A 15,140-nucleotide genomic window follows, 5' to 3' on the forward strand; every position below is an offset into this window, starting at 1 on the left:
TCCACCACGGGCACCCGGACGAGCGGGTCCGAGTCCGGGCGTCCGGCACGTCCCGGGGGCACCGCGCGCCCCGGCGCGGTCACGGGTTCCGCCGGAGGGTTCCTCGGCGTCGCGGCACTCCCTAGACTCCCCGGACCCCACGAACCAGGAGAACTCCTCGTGCCCGTGACCCCGTTCCCCCGCCCCAAGTCGATGACGAGCACGACCGGTGCCGGGCCCGCGGCGGACGCGCCGCTGCACGTCCGGCTGGACCCCGCGACCCCGGCGCAGGGGTACCGCCTGCAGACCTCCCCCGAGGGGACGACGGTGACCCACGCCGACGCGGCGGGTCTGCGCCACGCCCTCGCCACGCTGGACCAGTTGCGCGCCGACCCGGGGTTCTGCACCACGTCCTACGACGTGAGCGACCACCCCGACTTCCCCGTGCGCGGGTTCATGCTCGACGTCAGCCGCGACCGCGTCCCGACCCGCCGCACGCTCGCGCGGTGGGTCGACGTCATGACCCTGGCCCGCATCAACACCTTCGAGCTCTACACCGAGCACACCTACGCGTTCCGCGGCGAGCAGGAGGTCTGGCAGGACGCCTCACCGCTCACGGCCGAGGACCTGCGCTGGCTCGACGCGCTCTGCGCCTCCCGCGGGATCGACCTGGTGTGCAACCAGAACACCCTCGGGCACATGGAACGCTTCCTGTCCACACCCCGCCACGCCCGGCGCGCGGAGAACGAGGACGGTTTCTCCCTGCGCGGGGTGCACCGCCCCCCGAGCACGCTGGAACCCACGCCGGAGAACGCGGCCTTCGTCACCGGCCTGCTCGAGGACGTGGTGCCGAACTTCCGCACGCGCCGCCTGAACATCGGGGCCGACGAGCCCTTCGAGCTCGGCACCGGCAAGACCGCCGAACGGGCCCGGGAGGTCGGCCTGGGGACGGTCTACTGGGAGTACGTGCGCAGCGTCCTGAAGCCCTGGCTGGACCGGGGGTACGCGGTCGAGTTCTGGGCCGACGTCTTCGGCGACCACCCCGAGCTGATGGACCGCGTCCCGGCCGGGGCGGTCCCGGTGGTCTGGCAGTACGACTCCCCCCAGCTCCTGGCCGAGGTCCTGGACGCCCCCTCCTCCGGCCAGGTCCGGGAGTGGGAGTCGCTGGGGGTCGACGTCACCGCCCTGCGCGAGGGGTTCCGCGACCGCGCCCGGCTGCTGCTGGAGGCCGGGGTGCCGTTCTGGGTGGCGCCGGGGGCGAGCAACTGGAACTCGCTGCTGGGGCGGTGGGACAACGCCGTCGGCAACCTGGTCGACGCGGCCGAGGTCGGGCTGGCGAACTCCGCGCAGGGCTACCTCACGACCTCCTGGGGCGACCACGGGCACTGGGACCCGCCGTCGGTCGCCTTCGGCCCCGTCCTGTTCGGCGGCGCCGTGTCCTGGTCGCTGGCGGACAACCGCGACGTGGACGTGGCGGCCGTCCTGTCCGAGGCGCTGCTGCAGGACCCGCACCGCGTGGCCGGGAGCGTGCTCGTGCGGGCGGGGGAGGTCTGCGCACTGCTCGGCGCCCCGCTGCTCAACGCCTCCCCGCTGTGCCTGGTGCTGCGCGAACCGGACCAGCTGCGGCCGTGGGCCGTGCCCGCTCCGCGGGCCCTGGAGGCGGCGCGGGCCGAACTGCTCTCCTGCCTGCAGGACCTGCGCGCGGCCGAACCCGCGTGCGCCGACGGCGACGTCGTCGTCCGGGAGGTGACCCAGGCGCTGCACCTGGCCGAATTCGCCGTCCGCGTCTTCCAGGCGCGCGGGGACGACGGCGCGTTCGACCCCGAGCGCGCCCCCCGGCTGCTCACCGAGCTGGACGGCCTGCTGCGGGAGCAGCGGGCCTGCTGGGCGCTGCGGGCCCGGCCCGGGGGCCTGCCCGACAGCCTGGCGGCCTTCGACCCCCTGCGGCACGCGCTCCTGCGGGCCACGGCCTGACCGGGGCGAGCCGGTCGCGGTCGCGGGGCCGCGACGACGAACGGCCTGCCGGTCCTGCACGCCGTGGGGCGTGCGCTGGACCGGCAGGCCGAGGGGTCCTCGTTCCTGCGCGGGCTCGGGGTGGCCGGACGGCTCGTCCTGCTGCCCGCGGACCGTCCCGTCGCGGCGATCGGTGCCGCGACGGGGACGGTCACGACGGCGATCAGGCCGGGGGCATCAGGACCGAGTCGACGAGGTACACCGTCGCGTTCGACGTCTGCACGTTGCCGCAGATGACGTTCGTCGACCCGTTGACGGTCAGGGCGTCGGGCGTCCCGGCGACCTCGACGTCGCCGCCCTGGACGGTCGGGACGGTGCCCATGTCGACCAGCTCCTGCGGCGTCATCCGGCCCTGCACCACGTGGTAGGTCAGGACGTCGGTCAGGGTCTGCGCACCCTCGGGCGTCTGCAGGGTCTGCAGGGTGTCCGCCGGCAGCGCCTGGAACGCGGAGTCGACCGGGGCGAAGACCGTGAACTCACCGCTGTTCAGCGTGTCGACCAGGTTCACCTGCGGGTTGAGCTGACCGGAGACGGCCGCGGTGAGCTGCGTCAGGAGGGGGTTGTTGGAGGCGGCCGTGGTGACGTTGTCCTGGGCCATGCCCTCCACGGAGCCGGCACCGCTGGGCACCTGGGCGGCGTAGTCCGCGCAGCCGGGACCCACGGGCGTGGTGTCGGCCGCACCCGAGGCGGTCATGCTGTCGCTCGGGCTGGGGCTCATCGAGCTGGAGGAGGAGGACGACGTGGTCATCTCCGGGGTGGAGGTCGACCCGGTGTCGTCCCCGCCGCAGCCAGCCACGGCGAGCGTCAGGGCCCCGGCCAGGGCCACGAGGGAGAACGCGCGCTTGCCGGTGGAGGTGTTGGTCAGGGTGGACATGGTGTTTCTCCTCAGTTTCTCGTGCGGTTCTTCCATGGTTGGTGGGTTCTCTGCTCCCCGCATCCCGGGGACCGCCTCGTGGAGCAGGCGTTGCAGAAACGTCACCAGAGTTCTAGACGATCGTGAACAACTTGCTCGGCCACCCGGAGGAACCGTCCGGGATGGGTTTGGCGACGGTCTCCGTCTGCACCGCCCCCGTCCCGTCCGTCGCCCGGGCGCGCAGGGTGTGGTTCCCCGGTCCCAGGTCGTCCAGGCCGAGGGTCCACTGGACCCAGGTGTTCTCCCCGACCGAGGGCAGGAGTTCCGCCTCCTGCCACGGGCCGGAGTCGACCGACACCTCGACCCGTGAGATCCCCCGGGTCTGGGCCCAGGCCACCCCGGCGACGGGAACCGTTGCCCCGGAACGCACCCGGGCGAACGAAGCCGGGACGTCGATGCGCACCGCCGTCTTGATCGGGGCCTGCTCCGCCCAGCCCCGGTCGGTCCAGTAGGCCGTCTGCCGGTCGAACCTCGTGACCTCGATCTCGGTGATCCACTTGCAGGCCGAGACGTAGCCGTAGAGCCCGGGGACGACCATGCGGGCGGGGAACCCGTGCACGTCCGTCAGGGGTTCGGAGTTCATGCCGACGGCGATCATCGAGTCCCGTCCGTCGGTCGCGTCCGCGACCGGCGTGGAGACCGTGAACCCGTCGACCGACCGCGACAGCAGCATGTCGGCGTCCGGGGCGACCCCGGCCCGTTCCAGCAACCGGGTCAGGGGGACCCCCAGCCACCGCGCGTTCCCGACGAGGTTGCCCCCGACCTCGTTGGAGACGCAGGTCATCGTCATCCAGCGTTCGACGAGGTCCTCGGCCAGCAGGTCGTCGAAGGTGACCGTCACCTCCCGCTCGACCATGCCGTGGATGCGCAGCGACCACGACGAGACGTCCACCTGCGGCACGGACAGCGCCGTGTCGACCCGGTAGAAGTCCTTCGCGCTCGTCACGTACGGCGTGATCCCCTCGACCGCGTCCACCCCCGGGGGCAGCGCCGCGGCCGGGGAGGCCGGCCGGGGCAGGGCGATGCGCGAACGGGCCTGCGCCACCGACCGCGAGGCGGTCACCGCCGCCCCCGCACCCGCGCTGCCCGCGGCCACGGCCGCGACCCCGCCCAGGACGACCGAGCGCCGCGACAACGGCCCGGTCCCCTCGCGCCGTGCGCCCCGGCGCGCGGCCCGCGTGCACAGCACCAGGGCCGCGCCCCCGGCCACCGTCCCGACGGCCGAGGGCAGCCAGCTGAGCGCGGTGGCGTCCGGGCGGTCGCCGGTCGCCCCCACGGCCGCGGCCCCCAGGACGACGACGCCGACGAGGGCCGGGCGCAGGTGCCGGCGGGCCAACAGCCCGAGCACCACGAAGAACACGACCAGGGTGGCGTACAGGCTGGCCAGCAGGACGGCCTTGTCGGACTGCCCGAACTGCCGGATGGCCCACTCCTTGAGCCACTCCGGGGTCCGGGCGATGAACTCCTGCCCGACCCCGAGGACGGGGTCGGAGGAGCGGACGAGGAACGCGGCGAGCAGGGACCCCACGCCGAGGGTCAGCCCCCCGGACAGCAGCCCGGACAGCGCGCCCCAGGGCCAGCGGGCGGTCCCGGGCCGGTCCTGCGTCGTACGTCGGTGCACGTTCTCCACCTCCTCTCCCCCTCACTTCGGAGCAGGGGGGCGGGGTGGATGCGTGGTTCAGGTCACAATCCGATCCGTCTGCGTCCCGGGCCCGTCTGCGCCCCGTCCCGGTCCCGACCCGTCTCCGGTGGCGGGCCCCGGCCAGGCGCGGTCAGATGCAGGAGTCACCCGACGAGCACCGAACGACCCGAGGAGACCATCGTGATCAAGTCGCTGCACGACGCCGGGATCAAGTCCGAGTGGGCCTACACCGCCGGCTTCGCCAGCATCGGGCTGTCCTTCCTGGCCTGGACCATCTCCCGCAAGGCCGAGGACGCCGGTGTCGACCGCGCCGACCGCTGGGGCATCTTCGTCGGCCACTGGGCGCCCACGTTCTTCGGCGTGGGCAACGCCCTGCGCAGCTACGAGAAGTAGGACGGGCCCCGGGCTGCGCACCTCCGGCGGCGTCCGCGCCCGGTTCCGTCGCCGCGTCTCGGGCGATCCGAGCGGGGCGCCGGACTGGGTGCGGTCCATCGCCACGGTGGGGACCGGGCCCGGGTGGTTCGACCCCGGCGGCGTGGTCTGGCGGGTCCACGGCGACCTGTCGACCCTCGTCGGCGGGGTGGCGGCCCTGCTGGGGCAGGGCACCCACCCCCTGGCCCTGGCCGGGGTCCAGCGCCACTCCACCTACCGCACCGACCCCTGGGCCCGACTGGCCGGCACCGCCCGCTGGCTCGTGGTGACGACCTTCGGGTCCGGCGAGCTGGCCGAGCGGGAGGCCACCCGCGTCCGGGGCATGCACGAACGGGTGCGCGGTCGCGCCCCCGACGGCCGGCCCTACGCCGCCTCCGACCCCGCGCTGCTGCGCTGGGTGCACCTGGCCTTCACCGACGCCTTCCTGGCCGCCCAGGACCTCTGCGGGCAGGACCTGCGTCCCCGCTTCGGGCCGCGCTGGGGCGATGCGTACGTCGCCGACTGGGCCCGCAGCGCCCACGCCCTGGGCGCGCAGGACCTGCCGATGTCCCGGAGCGGGCTCGCCGAGGCGCTGGCCGAGCAACGACCGGGGCTGACCCCGGTTCCGGCCGACCTGCGCACGTTCCTGGCCCGTCCCGCGGGGCTGGCGGGCACCGAGCGCCTGGTCTACGGCCGCATCGCCAGGGCCGGGGCCCTCGTGCTGTCCCCCGCCCTGGCCGACCTGGCCGGTGTGCCCGGGCGGGCCCGGGCCACCGCCTCCCCCGTGCACCAGGGAGAGCTGGCCGTCGCGCGCTCGTCGCTGCGGGCGCTGCGGCTGGCCCTGGGGCCGTACAGCCCGTCCGAGCACGCCGCCCGCCACCGCCTGGGCCTGGCCCCACCCCCGCCGTGGCTGTCGGCCGAGGGCGTCCGGCCCTGAGCGATCCGGGGCACCCGGTGCGCGAACGGGTCACCCGCGGCCTGGCTGGGGTTCGGCCGCCGCCTCGATGACCTGCGTCAGCCCGTCCCGCAACCGTTCCAGCTCACCCACGTCCAGACCCAGGCGGTCCACGACCCGGCCGGGCACCTCCAGCGCCTGCTCGCGCAGTTCCCGGCCCCGCGCAGTGAGGGTGACGGCCAGGGTGCGCTGGTCCTGCGGCGGGCGCCGGCGTTCCAGCAACCCCTGCGCCTCCAGCCGCTTCAGCAGCGGCGACAACGTCGGCGGGTCCAGGCGCAGCGCCTCGGACAGGTCCTTGACCGACAGCGGCTCGCTCCCCCACAACGCGAGCATGACGAGGTACTGCGGGTGCGTCAGACCCAGTGGTTCCAGGACGGGCCGGTAGACCGACAGCACGGTGCGGGCGGCCACGACCAGGGCGAAGCAGACCTGCCGTTCCAGCGCCAGCGGGTCCTCGGACGTCACGGGAGCAGGCTACGCGCCCGGGCCGGGCCGCCCGTCCGCTACGAGCGCCGGATCTCCTCCTCGGGTTCGTTCTCCCGCAGCAGCAGGGACAGCCCGGCGTAGGGCTTGAGCCAGACGCCGAAGCTCTTGAGGTCGTCGACCCAGCCGATCTCCCCACCGTTGGACAGGTCCGTCACGGGCACCCGCGGGGTGAAGTGCTCCGAACGGACCGACCCCTCGATCGTCTCGGACCCGAAGTTCAGCACCGTCACCTGCAGCGCGGCGCGGCCGTCGTGGTCGGCCGGGTCCAGCTCGTGGACCATCACGAGCATGCTGGGGTGGGCGACCGGCGGGATGTCGATCTGGCGGGCGGTGGCGATGCGGTTGTCCCGCCGCACCGCCAGGACCTGCTGCAGCTTGTTCGCGAACGAGTTCTCGTCCTGCAGCTGCTCGGGGATGGACCCGTACAGCGACCGTCCCACCGGGATGCCGGAGGCGGTGATCGTGGCCTCGGGGGCGACCCCCATGAGGTCGTGCCCGGCCCGCTCGATCCACCGCGTGTCCCCGGAGGTCAGCAGCGGTTTCACGCTCTCGACCGACAGCGGCAGCATCCCCAGCAGGTCCCAGCCCGAGAGGGCGAACACGCCCGGCTGCCAGGCGTTGAACATCGCCATGAGCAGGTGGGCCCGCTTGATCTGCTCCACGTCGTCCTCGGTGAGGGCGTCCAGGTCCCGGTGCCCGCGGCTGGCCGCGATGACGCTGGCGCTCGTGCAGGCGATCCCGTTCGTGGTGAAGACGAGGTTGTAGGGCCCGTTCTCCCCGGTGAGGCGTTCGACGAGGTCGGCGCGGACCGACTCGGCCAGCGCGCCGCCGGTGATGGTGCTCCCGCGGTAGTCGTACTCGTCCTCGCTGTGCCGCGTGGCCCAGTGGACGAGTTCGTAGGTCAGCTCGTCGTGGTTCTGCAAGGCGTGCACGAGCGAGGCCGGGTCGACCCCCAGGTCCAGGGCCTGCCTCAGGCACAACCGCAGGAACTCGGTGTCCCCGGTCGCGACGGCGTGTTGGCACCCGGGCCGGGTGATGAAGTCGTAGGACAGGTCCGCGCCGACCTCGGAGGTGTCGCGGATGTCCTCGATCGTGAGGTTCAGCTCCTGGAACGTGAAACCCCCGACCTTGCGCACCATCCCGGCGATGAGGTGGTTGGCGGCCTCGGACAACGGGTGGCCCTCCGACCACGCCGGACCCTCGACGCTCTTCTCCACCCCCAGGAAACCGTTGGCGTCCAGGCGCAACGCGCTGGTGCCCAGGTCGCCCAGGGAGTGCAGGGCGTCCCCGATGACGAGCTTCATGCCGGCGAAGGAGGGGTCGAGCCAGTTGACCGACGGCTGGCCCTGCTTGAAGTAGTGCAGGTAGACCCAGCGCCGGGTCTCGCCGTCGACGCCGACGACCTCGCGGGTCGCCGACCAGTTCGTCTCCTTGATGCCGGGGGCGTAGAAGATGACGCGCTGCAGCTGGCCGATGATGAAACCCAGCTCGGACAGGGCCGCCTCGGACGCGGCGTCGAGGTTGGCGGCGTCGTGGCCCGGCGCGACGTCGGGCAGCAGGTCCCAGTGCTCGGGGGGGATCTCGACCATGTGGTAGATCCCGGGGTAGTCCTCGTAGGCCATCTCGGCGAGGCGGAAGTCCGCGCCCTTGCCGGTGTGCCCGGGGACGATGTCGTCGATGACGCTGCCGTCGTGGTCGGCCGCCACCTCGCACAGGTGGCGGAACTCCCCCTCGGTCCCGAACATCGGGTCGATCTCGGTCGAGATGCGGTCGAAGTGGCCGTCGACGCTGGGCGTCTGGCGCCAGCCGTCGAGCCCGCCGGCGGCCTTCACGGGGCCGGTGTGCACCGCGTCGATCCCGATGCGCTGGAAGGCCTGCCACAGGTCGGGGTCGCCGAGGGAGCCCAGGAAGGACCGGTCGGGGCGGGTGACCAGCGAGATGGGGTACGCGGTGAACCACACGGCGGCCGAGTCGACGGCCCGGCGCGGGTCGGGTTTGGCGTAGGGGTTCTGCCACATGCTGGCCTTGCCGGAGAACTGCCGGCTGATCTTCTCGGCGTCGGCGAGCATCGACTGGACGAGCAGCCACTGCACGTACTCGGCGTTGGAGCCGTCGGCGGCCCCCTCCCCGGCCTGGGGCCGCGGCGGCGCGTCCGTGCCGCGCAGACGCGCCTGCGGGCGGGGACGGCGCAGCGACCGCGGGCGGGCGGGGTAGCGCTGCTCGTCGTAGGTGATCTCGCTCGGCTCGTGCTCGACCGGTTCGACCTCGGCGATCTCGGTGTCGATGGCGGTGTCGTCGTCCACGGGCCTCACCCCACCACAGACCGGCTCTCTTCTCGACCGGAGATCGCGACGCGCCGTTCGATAACGCTTCTCACTCGTGTTAGCGTTCGGCCGTTCACAGCTCCCGACCAGGTTGGACGTCCACCGTGCGCCGCAGCCCCCTGCTCACCCTGACCGCCCTCCCCCTCTCGCTGACGCTGCTGGCCGCGTGCGGCGGAGGCAGCACCGAGACCCCCGCCGCCCCCGCCCCCTCGTCCTCCTCCGAGACCAGCAGCGCCTCCCAGGCCACCGAGGTCGGAGCGGCCAAGACCCGGGTCGCCGTCACCTACGACGGCGGCGTGCAGGTCCTGGACGCCGCGACGTTCGAGGTGCTGGCCGACGTGCCCTACGACGGTTTCGCGCGCCTGAACCCGGCCGGGGACGGCCGGCACGTGATGGTGTCCGCCACCGGCGGCTTCCACGTCCTCGACGCCGGGGCGTGGAGCGAGCCCCACGGCGACCACTCGCACTACTACACGGCCGAGCCGCACGACACCGACGTGGTGTACGCGGCGGAGAAGCCCGGTCACGTCGTCCGCCACGCGGGCAAGACGACGCTGTTCGACGACGGCACCGGCCACGTCGTGTCCTTCGACTCCGAGCACGTGGCCCACGACGCCGTGGAGGAGGACGAGGCCCGCGAGTACACCACCCCCGCGGCCCACCACGGCGTCGCCGTCGAGCGCAGTGACGGGTCGCTGGTCGTCACCGAGGGCACCGAGGAGGCCCGGACCGGCATCCGCATCCTCGACGCGCAGAACACTGAGATCGCCTCCAACGACCAGTGCCCCAACACCCACGGCGAGACGGTCGCCGCCGAGGAGACCGTCGTCATCGGCTGCAGCGACGGCGTCCTCATCGTCAAGGGCACCGAGATCACCAAGGTGACCAGCCCCGACGCCTACGGCCGGATCGGCAACCAGTGGGGCACCGAGGAGTCCCCGATCGTCCTGGGCGACTACAAGTCCAACCCCGACGCGGAGATCGACCTCACCACGCGCGTCTCCCTCATCGACACCACCAACGCCACCCTGCGCCTGGTCGAGCTGCCCGGTGGCACCTCCTACTGGTACCGCTCGCTGGGTCGCGGGGAGAACGGCGAGGGCGTGGTGCTGGGCACCGACGGGCAGCTGCACCTCATCGACACCGCTGCAGGGACCGTCACCCGGTCCACCCCGGTCATCGACCCGTGGGAGGTCCAGGAGGACTGGCAGGCCCCCCAGCCGCAGGTCTTCACCCTGGACGGCACCGCGTTCATCACCGAGCCGGCGACCAAGGAGATCCACGCGGTCGACATCGAGACCGGCGAGGTCTACGCCAGCGGCACCCTGGACGTCACCCCGAACGAGCTGACCGCCGTCCCCGGTGAGGTCACCGAGTGAGGTCCGCCCCCCTGGCGGGCGGCGTCCTCGCCCTCGCCCTCCTCGCCGCCTGCGGGTCCACCGACCCGCCGGCCGGCGGGGAGGACGGGACGACCGTGGTGACCACGTCGCACCCCCTGCAGTACACGGCCGAGGCCGTGGCCGGCGACCGCGCGAGCGTGTCGAGCGTCCTGGCCGCCGGCGACGACAGCCACAACACGGAGATCTCGACGCGCCAGGTGGCCGAGATGGTGGACGCGGACGTGGTCGTCCACCTCAGCGGCCTGCAGCCCGCGATCGACACCGCGCTGAGCGCCCGGCCGCCGCAGCACCTCGTCGACGCCGTGCAGTACGCCGACGACGAGAACGACCCGCACTTCTGGCTGGACCCGGTCCGGATGGCCTCCCTCGGGCAGGACGTGGCCGCCGCGCTCAGCGAGGTGGACCCCGAGGGCGCCGCGGACTACGAGGCCGGCGCCGCCGCCTTCGCCACCGAGATGGACCAGCTGGACGCCGACTACGCCACGGCGCTCGCCGGGTGCCGGGACGCCGCGCTCGTCACCTCGCACGAGGCGTTCGGCTACCTCGCCCAGCGGTACGGGTTGCGGCAGATCGGGATCGCCGGAGTGGACCCGGAGGTGGAACCCTCCCCCGCCCGCGTCCGCGACGTCCTGGAGGTCGCGCGGGAGAACGACGTCACCACGATCTTCTTCGAGGAGACGGCGAACCCCGCGGTGGCCGAGAAGCTCGCCGGCGACCTCGGCGTGCAGACCGCGGTGTTGCACCCCGTCGAACGCGTCGAGGAGGGCCAGGACTACCTCTCGCTGATGCAGGAGAACCTCCAGGCGCTGCGGACCGGGCTGAACTGCTGAGTCCCCGCCCCCGCACACTCCCGGCGCCCCCGTCCCCACCGCGCACGTCGCCCCCGGCGACCGCGCACCGGGGGCGGGGGCGTTCCCGTGCGGCGCCGGCCACCTGCCGCCCGCCCGTCCCGGTCCGGCACGCGACGATGGACCGGTGACTCCCGCACCGACCGACCCGACCCTGCTGACCCGCCTCCTCACGCGCGCCGTCGAGGCGGCCGGCCGCGCCGACGCGGACGGTTTCACCGCCGCGACGACGGACCTGGCCGCCTTCGACGCCGAGCAGGCCCGCGTCGTCCTCGGCTGGGTCCTGCGCCGGGCGCTGGAGGAGCAGCACCCCGACGGGCTCGACGCCGACGACCTGTGCGCCGCGGTGGCCGCGACGGCCGGGGGTGCGGCGTGGTTCGGCGGGCTCGACCCGCGGATCCTCGTCGTCGTCCTCGTCGCCGCGCTCGGTGAGCACCCCGACCCCGAGGAGGTGCCCCGCCTCGGCCACGCGCTCGTGCTCCAGCACGCGGTGCTGCTCGTGCACGACCTGGCGACCGGGCCCGGCCGCCCGCTGCGCCGGGCCCTGGACGCGGCGCTGGCGGAGGTCCGCCGCGCCGAGACGATGGAGATGCCCTGATCGGACCGCCGCCCACGGCCCTCAGCCCGGCAGGCGCTCCACGTGCAGGGGCAGCCCGCCGCGCGGGCGCAGGGTGACGAGCGCGTCGACCGGTCGGGGCGGCCCGGCGGGCCGGACCGTGTGGGTGCGCAGCAGCGCGGCCAGCACGAGGACCTCCTCCACGAGGGCGAGGTCACGCCCGATGCACAGGCGCGGACCGGCGCCGAAGGGGACGTAGTGGTCCCGGCGCGGGGCGTCCAGGAACCGATCGGGACGGAACGCGGCCGGCTCGTCCCACAGCGCGGGGTCGCGGTGCAGCGCCCACGTGCAGACGATGACCAGCGTGCCGGCGGGCACCTCGACCCCGGCGACGACGTCGTCGGCGAGCGCCTGCCGGGTGATGACCCACGCCGGCGGGTACAGCCGCAGCGCCTCGTCGACCGCGGCCCGCAGGTACGGCAACCGCGGCAGGTCGTCCCAGCCGGGGTCGCCCTCGAGCGCGGCGACCTCGGTGTGCACGCGGTCCAGCGCGGAGGGGTTGCGGGACAGCAGGTCCAGCGTCCACGTGAGGGAACTGGCGACGGTCTCGTGCCCGGCCACGACGAACGTCACGAGCTCGTCGCGGACCTGCCGGTCCTCCATCCCGGCGGCGAGCATGAGCCCGACGAGGTCGTGGGGGTCCTCCAGGGGTCGTGCCGCCCGGTCGGCGAGGACGCGCGCGCAGACGTCGTCGACGGTCGCGACCTCGCGGGCCAGGCGCGCACGGGACGGGGTGGGCCACGTCCCCGGGACGGGGCTGGCGGCGCGGCGCACGACGAGTTCGAGCGCCCGGCCGACGGCCTCGACCAGCAGCGGTGCGTCGCGGGAGAGGTCGGCGGCGGCCAGGGTGTGCCCGACGACCTCCAGGCCCGCGCGGGAGGTGGCCTCCAGGACCTCCAGCGGCTCCCCGGGGGCCAGCGCGTCCGCCGCGGCGGCCAGGCCCCGCCCCGCGTGCACCGCGTGCCCGGCGACGTCGCGCAGCCCGGCGTGGTGGAAGGCGGGTTGCACGACGCGGCGGTGGGTGCGCCAGCGCGCCCCGTCCCCGGCCAGCAGACCGGGACCGGTGACGGTGGCCAGGGCGTTGTACTGGATCGTCGCCTTGCCGTACCCGCGGGCGTTGTCCACCAGCACGCGCCGCACCCCGGCGGGGTCGGCCAGGACGAGGACCGGGGTGCGCGGCAACGGGATCGCGGCGGCCCTCCCGTGCCGGGCGGTGACCTCGGTGAGGAACAGGTGCGGGGCCCGCAGGATGCGCGGGACCGCGCGCACCATGTCGATCGGGGACGGGCCGCCGACGTCGAGCGGGGAGTACCGGTTCAGCGGTGGGACCTTCGCGTCGTGGAGCTGGAGGTGCGGAGCTAGAGGTACAGACCGGTGCGGCCGTCGTCCCCGCCGGGGGCGGCGACGGCGTGCAGGTCGCGTTCGCGCAGCAGGACGTACCCCTGCCCGTGCAGCTCGACCTCGGCCTTGTCCTCGGGGTCGAACAGGACCTTGTCCCCCGTGGCGACCTGCCGCACGTGCGGCCCCACGGCCACCACCGCCGCCCACGTCAGGCGCTTGCCGACGGCGGCCGTGGCCGGGATGAGGATGCCCGCCGAGGACTTGCGCTCGGCCGCGTCGTCGGGCAGCACGAGGACGCGGTCGTGCAGCATCCGCACGGGCAGCTGGTCGGAGGCGCTCACGGGGCTCAGCGGCGCGTGCGCACCGCGCGGACGACGAGGACCGTCGTGACCCCCAGGACCACGACCCCGACGGCGGCGACGCGCTCGACGCGCAGGCCCCCGCGGTGGTCGAAGGCGAAGGACTGGACCCGGCCGCGGACGTCGGCCAGCGAGCGCCGGGCGATGGTCTTCGGTGCGAGCCGGTCGGTCAGCTCGTCGATCGTGCCCGCGAGCGCGGCGCGACGAGCCTCCACCTCGCGCTCGAGGGCGCGCGGGTCGCTGGTCGTGATCTCGGCCTTGCCGTCGCTGGCCGCCACGGCCACCTCCTGTGTTCCTCTGGACGTCCCGCGAACCGTACCGGAGACGGGGCCGGGTCTCCTGCGGGGGCTCGCGGGGGGGCATAGGGTCGCCGTCCATGACGCGCCTGGTGCCCGGTGAGCACGCCCCCGACTTCACGCTGACCGCGCACGACGGCCGGGCGGTGTCCCTGGCGGACCTGCGGGCCGCGGGACGGCGCGTCGTCGCGTACTTCTACCCGGCCGCGATGACGCCGGGGTGCACCACCCAGGCGTGCGACTTCCGCGACTCCCTCGAGGCGCTGGACTCCTCCGGGTTCACCGTGGTGGGGATCTCCAAGGACGGCGTGGAGAAGCTGGCCGCGTTCGCCGCGCGGGACCAGATCACGTTCCCGCTGCTGTCCGACCCCGACCACGCGGTGCACGAGGCGTACGGGGCGTGGGGGGAGAAGACGAACTACGGCCGGACGTCGGTGGGCACGATCCGCTCGACCGTCGTGGTGGACCCGCGGGGCGTGGTGGAACTGGCGCAGTACAACGTCCGCGCCAAGGGCCACGTCGCCAAGCTCCGCAGGGACCTCGGGCTGGACCAGTAGTCTGGCGGCCGAGCGGGAGTGGTGTAACTGGCAGCCACGCAGGATTTAGGTTCCTGTGCCTCCGGGCGTGAGGGTTCGAGTCCCTTCTCCCGCACTGCCTCCGACCTGCACCACCTCTGACCTGGGGAGACATCACCCAGCCGGGTCGAGGGGGGCGCTGTGGGGACGAAGGCCGCTGCGGTGTGCCCCACGACGTCGACACCTCGGGGCGTCACCTCGGGGCGTCACCTCGGGGCGTCCTGAGCGCCAGGATCAGTGCGACCCCCTGGTGGTGGTGCGGCTCCTCGACAGCTCCGCCGTCCACTCGGAGGTCCTCTCCGTGCCACCGACCGGGGAACGCCGGCGCGTACTCGATGTGGGCGCTCAGGACATCGAGTTCGGTAGACGCCGGCTCTGCCCTTGGGCGGCCCCCCAGATGACCCGGTCGTGTTGCCGTCCGAGCGCGCTCGTCGTCGTGCGGGCGAAGCTGCTCCACCCGCTGGACCGCCAGCCTGATCAGGGTGAAGCGGTCGACGTGAGGCTCGGCGGCGAGCAACTCCCGCACGACCGTTCTCGCCGCGCACCTCGCTCACGAACGCTCCCGACCACCTTCAGACACCGAAAGTCAGTCGCCACTCTTCGTAGAGATCTGATGTGGGCGCGCCCGTCGGCCGCCAGTGCAGCTTGGTCAGCAGGCCCTGGCTGGCTACGTTGGATGCGTGGACTTCAGCCTGCAAGAGGACGTGGTCCACCCCTGCCGGGACGGCCTCCAAGATTTCCTTCGTCATGTGGGCCATACCCTCAAGGGCCAGGTGCTGTCCGCGTCGGTTGCGATGCACAGCAATCACCCGGATGAATGCGACCGCCGTGGAGTCGATGATCTCGGGTTTTTTCGGCTCTTGTGACGCATGTGTGAGGTCAGGTCGGCTGTTGCGACGCCTCTGAACAGCTGAGATGCAGGACGCACGCCGTCCTGGTGGCTACGGTCTTGAGTGTCGAGTTCATGATCGTTACCACGGGA

15 protein-coding genes and 1 tRNA gene are annotated in these 15,140 nt (G+C 73.5%); 8 read left to right on the forward strand and 8 right to left on the reverse strand.

All coding sequences use genetic code 11. The annotated features are described in order from the left end of the window. Nucleotides 1–159 precede the first annotated feature (159 nt). A complete protein-coding gene (locus AB2L27_RS18930; protein WP_370443046.1) occupies nucleotides 160–1,953 on the forward strand; it encodes a family 20 glycosylhydrolase in 1,794 nt (597 codons plus the stop codon). Between the two features lie 202 nt (nucleotides 1,954–2,155). On the opposite strand, the gene AB2L27_RS18935 is transcribed toward AB2L27_RS18930, so the two are convergent. Further along, a complete protein-coding gene (locus tag AB2L27_RS18935) occupies nucleotides 2,156–2,866 on the reverse strand; it encodes a fasciclin domain-containing protein (RefSeq protein ID WP_370443047.1) in 711 nt (236 codons plus the stop codon). 112 nt (nucleotides 2,867–2,978) lie between these two features. Next, on the reverse strand, nucleotides 2,979–4,526 hold the full coding sequence (locus tag AB2L27_RS18940) for a molybdopterin-dependent oxidoreductase (protein WP_370443048.1): 1,548 nt from the start codon (nucleotides 4,524–4,526) through the stop codon (nucleotides 2,979–2,981). A gap of 198 nt (nucleotides 4,527–4,724) precedes the next feature. Between AB2L27_RS18940 and AB2L27_RS18945 the strand changes: the two genes are divergently transcribed. Both AB2L27_RS18945 and AB2L27_RS18950 read left to right on the forward strand, forming a co-directional pair. Beyond that, nucleotides 4,725–4,940, forward strand: a complete 216-nt coding sequence (locus tag AB2L27_RS18945) for a hypothetical protein (protein WP_370443059.1) — start codon at nucleotides 4,725–4,727, stop codon at nucleotides 4,938–4,940. Between the two features lie 106 nt (nucleotides 4,941–5,046). Then, the gene (locus AB2L27_RS18950; protein ID WP_370443049.1) at nucleotides 5,047–5,895 is read left to right on the forward strand and encodes an oxygenase MpaB family protein; all 849 of its coding nucleotides are present in this window, start codon (nucleotides 5,047–5,049) and stop codon (nucleotides 5,893–5,895) included. Between the two features lie 30 nt (nucleotides 5,896–5,925). On the opposite strand, the gene AB2L27_RS18955 is transcribed toward AB2L27_RS18950, so the two are convergent. Both AB2L27_RS18955 and treS read right to left on the reverse strand, forming a co-directional pair. Continuing rightward, on the reverse strand, nucleotides 5,926–6,378 hold the full coding sequence (locus AB2L27_RS18955) for a MarR family winged helix-turn-helix transcriptional regulator (protein WP_370443050.1): 453 nt from the start codon (nucleotides 6,376–6,378) through the stop codon (nucleotides 5,926–5,928). Between the two features lie 38 nt (nucleotides 6,379–6,416). Then, on the reverse strand, nucleotides 6,417–8,702 hold the full coding sequence (treS, locus tag AB2L27_RS18960) for a maltose alpha-D-glucosyltransferase (protein ID WP_370443051.1): 2,286 nt from the start codon (nucleotides 8,700–8,702) through the stop codon (nucleotides 6,417–6,419). Between the two features lie 125 nt (nucleotides 8,703–8,827). On the opposite strand from treS, the gene aztD reads away from it, so the two are divergent. The 3 genes from aztD to AB2L27_RS18975 all read left to right on the forward strand — a co-directional run bounded on the left by aztD (nucleotide 8,828) and on the right by AB2L27_RS18975 (nucleotide 11,569). Continuing rightward, the gene (gene aztD, locus AB2L27_RS18965) at nucleotides 8,828–10,102 is read left to right on the forward strand and encodes a zinc metallochaperone AztD (protein WP_370443052.1); all 1,275 of its coding nucleotides are present in this window, start codon (nucleotides 8,828–8,830) and stop codon (nucleotides 10,100–10,102) included. Then, the gene (locus AB2L27_RS18970; protein ID WP_370443053.1) at nucleotides 10,099–10,953 is read left to right on the forward strand and encodes a metal ABC transporter solute-binding protein, Zn/Mn family; all 855 of its coding nucleotides are present in this window, start codon (nucleotides 10,099–10,101) and stop codon (nucleotides 10,951–10,953) included. Before aztD ends, AB2L27_RS18970 begins: the two co-directional genes overlap by 4 nt. A gap of 145 nt (nucleotides 10,954–11,098) precedes the next feature. Then, the gene (locus AB2L27_RS18975; RefSeq protein ID WP_370443054.1) at nucleotides 11,099–11,569 is read left to right on the forward strand and encodes a hypothetical protein; all 471 of its coding nucleotides are present in this window, start codon (nucleotides 11,099–11,101) and stop codon (nucleotides 11,567–11,569) included. Nucleotides 11,570–11,590: 21 nt separating this feature from the next. Here AB2L27_RS18975 and AB2L27_RS18980 read toward each other — a convergent pair whose 3' ends face one another. From AB2L27_RS18980 to AB2L27_RS18990, 3 genes are read right to left on the reverse strand one after another with little or no spacing between them, the layout of a single operon-like run. Then, the gene (locus tag AB2L27_RS18980) at nucleotides 11,591–12,907 is read right to left on the reverse strand and encodes a cytochrome P450 (RefSeq protein ID WP_370443060.1); all 1,317 of its coding nucleotides are present in this window, start codon (nucleotides 12,905–12,907) and stop codon (nucleotides 11,591–11,593) included. A gap of 38 nt (nucleotides 12,908–12,945) precedes the next feature. Continuing rightward, the gene (locus AB2L27_RS18985; RefSeq protein ID WP_370443061.1) at nucleotides 12,946–13,239 is read right to left on the reverse strand and encodes a GroES family chaperonin; all 294 of its coding nucleotides are present in this window, start codon (nucleotides 13,237–13,239) and stop codon (nucleotides 12,946–12,948) included. 35 nt (nucleotides 13,240–13,274) lie between these two features. After that, nucleotides 13,275–13,565, reverse strand: a complete 291-nt coding sequence (locus AB2L27_RS18990; RefSeq protein WP_370443055.1) for a DUF3618 domain-containing protein — start codon at nucleotides 13,563–13,565, stop codon at nucleotides 13,275–13,277. Nucleotides 13,566–13,663: 98 nt separating this feature from the next. Between AB2L27_RS18990 and bcp the strand changes: the two genes are divergently transcribed. Both bcp and AB2L27_RS19000 read left to right on the forward strand, forming a co-directional pair. Next, the gene (bcp, locus tag AB2L27_RS18995) at nucleotides 13,664–14,140 is read left to right on the forward strand and encodes a thioredoxin-dependent thiol peroxidase (RefSeq protein ID WP_370443056.1); all 477 of its coding nucleotides are present in this window, start codon (nucleotides 13,664–13,666) and stop codon (nucleotides 14,138–14,140) included. Nucleotides 14,141–14,152: 12 nt separating this feature from the next. After that, nucleotides 14,153–14,234 (forward strand) — tRNA-Leu (locus AB2L27_RS19000). A 496-nt stretch (nucleotides 14,235–14,730) separates the two neighbouring features. On the opposite strand, the gene AB2L27_RS19005 is transcribed toward AB2L27_RS19000, so the two are convergent. Beyond that, a complete protein-coding gene (locus AB2L27_RS19005) occupies nucleotides 14,731–14,967 on the reverse strand; it encodes a GNAT family N-acetyltransferase (RefSeq protein WP_370443057.1) in 237 nt (78 codons plus the stop codon). Nucleotides 14,968–15,140: the final 173 nt, after the last annotated feature.

The organism is Kineococcus halophytocola, from assembly GCF_041276425.1.
In the GTDB taxonomy this organism is placed as follows: domain Bacteria; phylum Actinomycetota; class Actinomycetes; order Actinomycetales; family Kineococcaceae; genus Kineococcus; species Kineococcus halophytocola.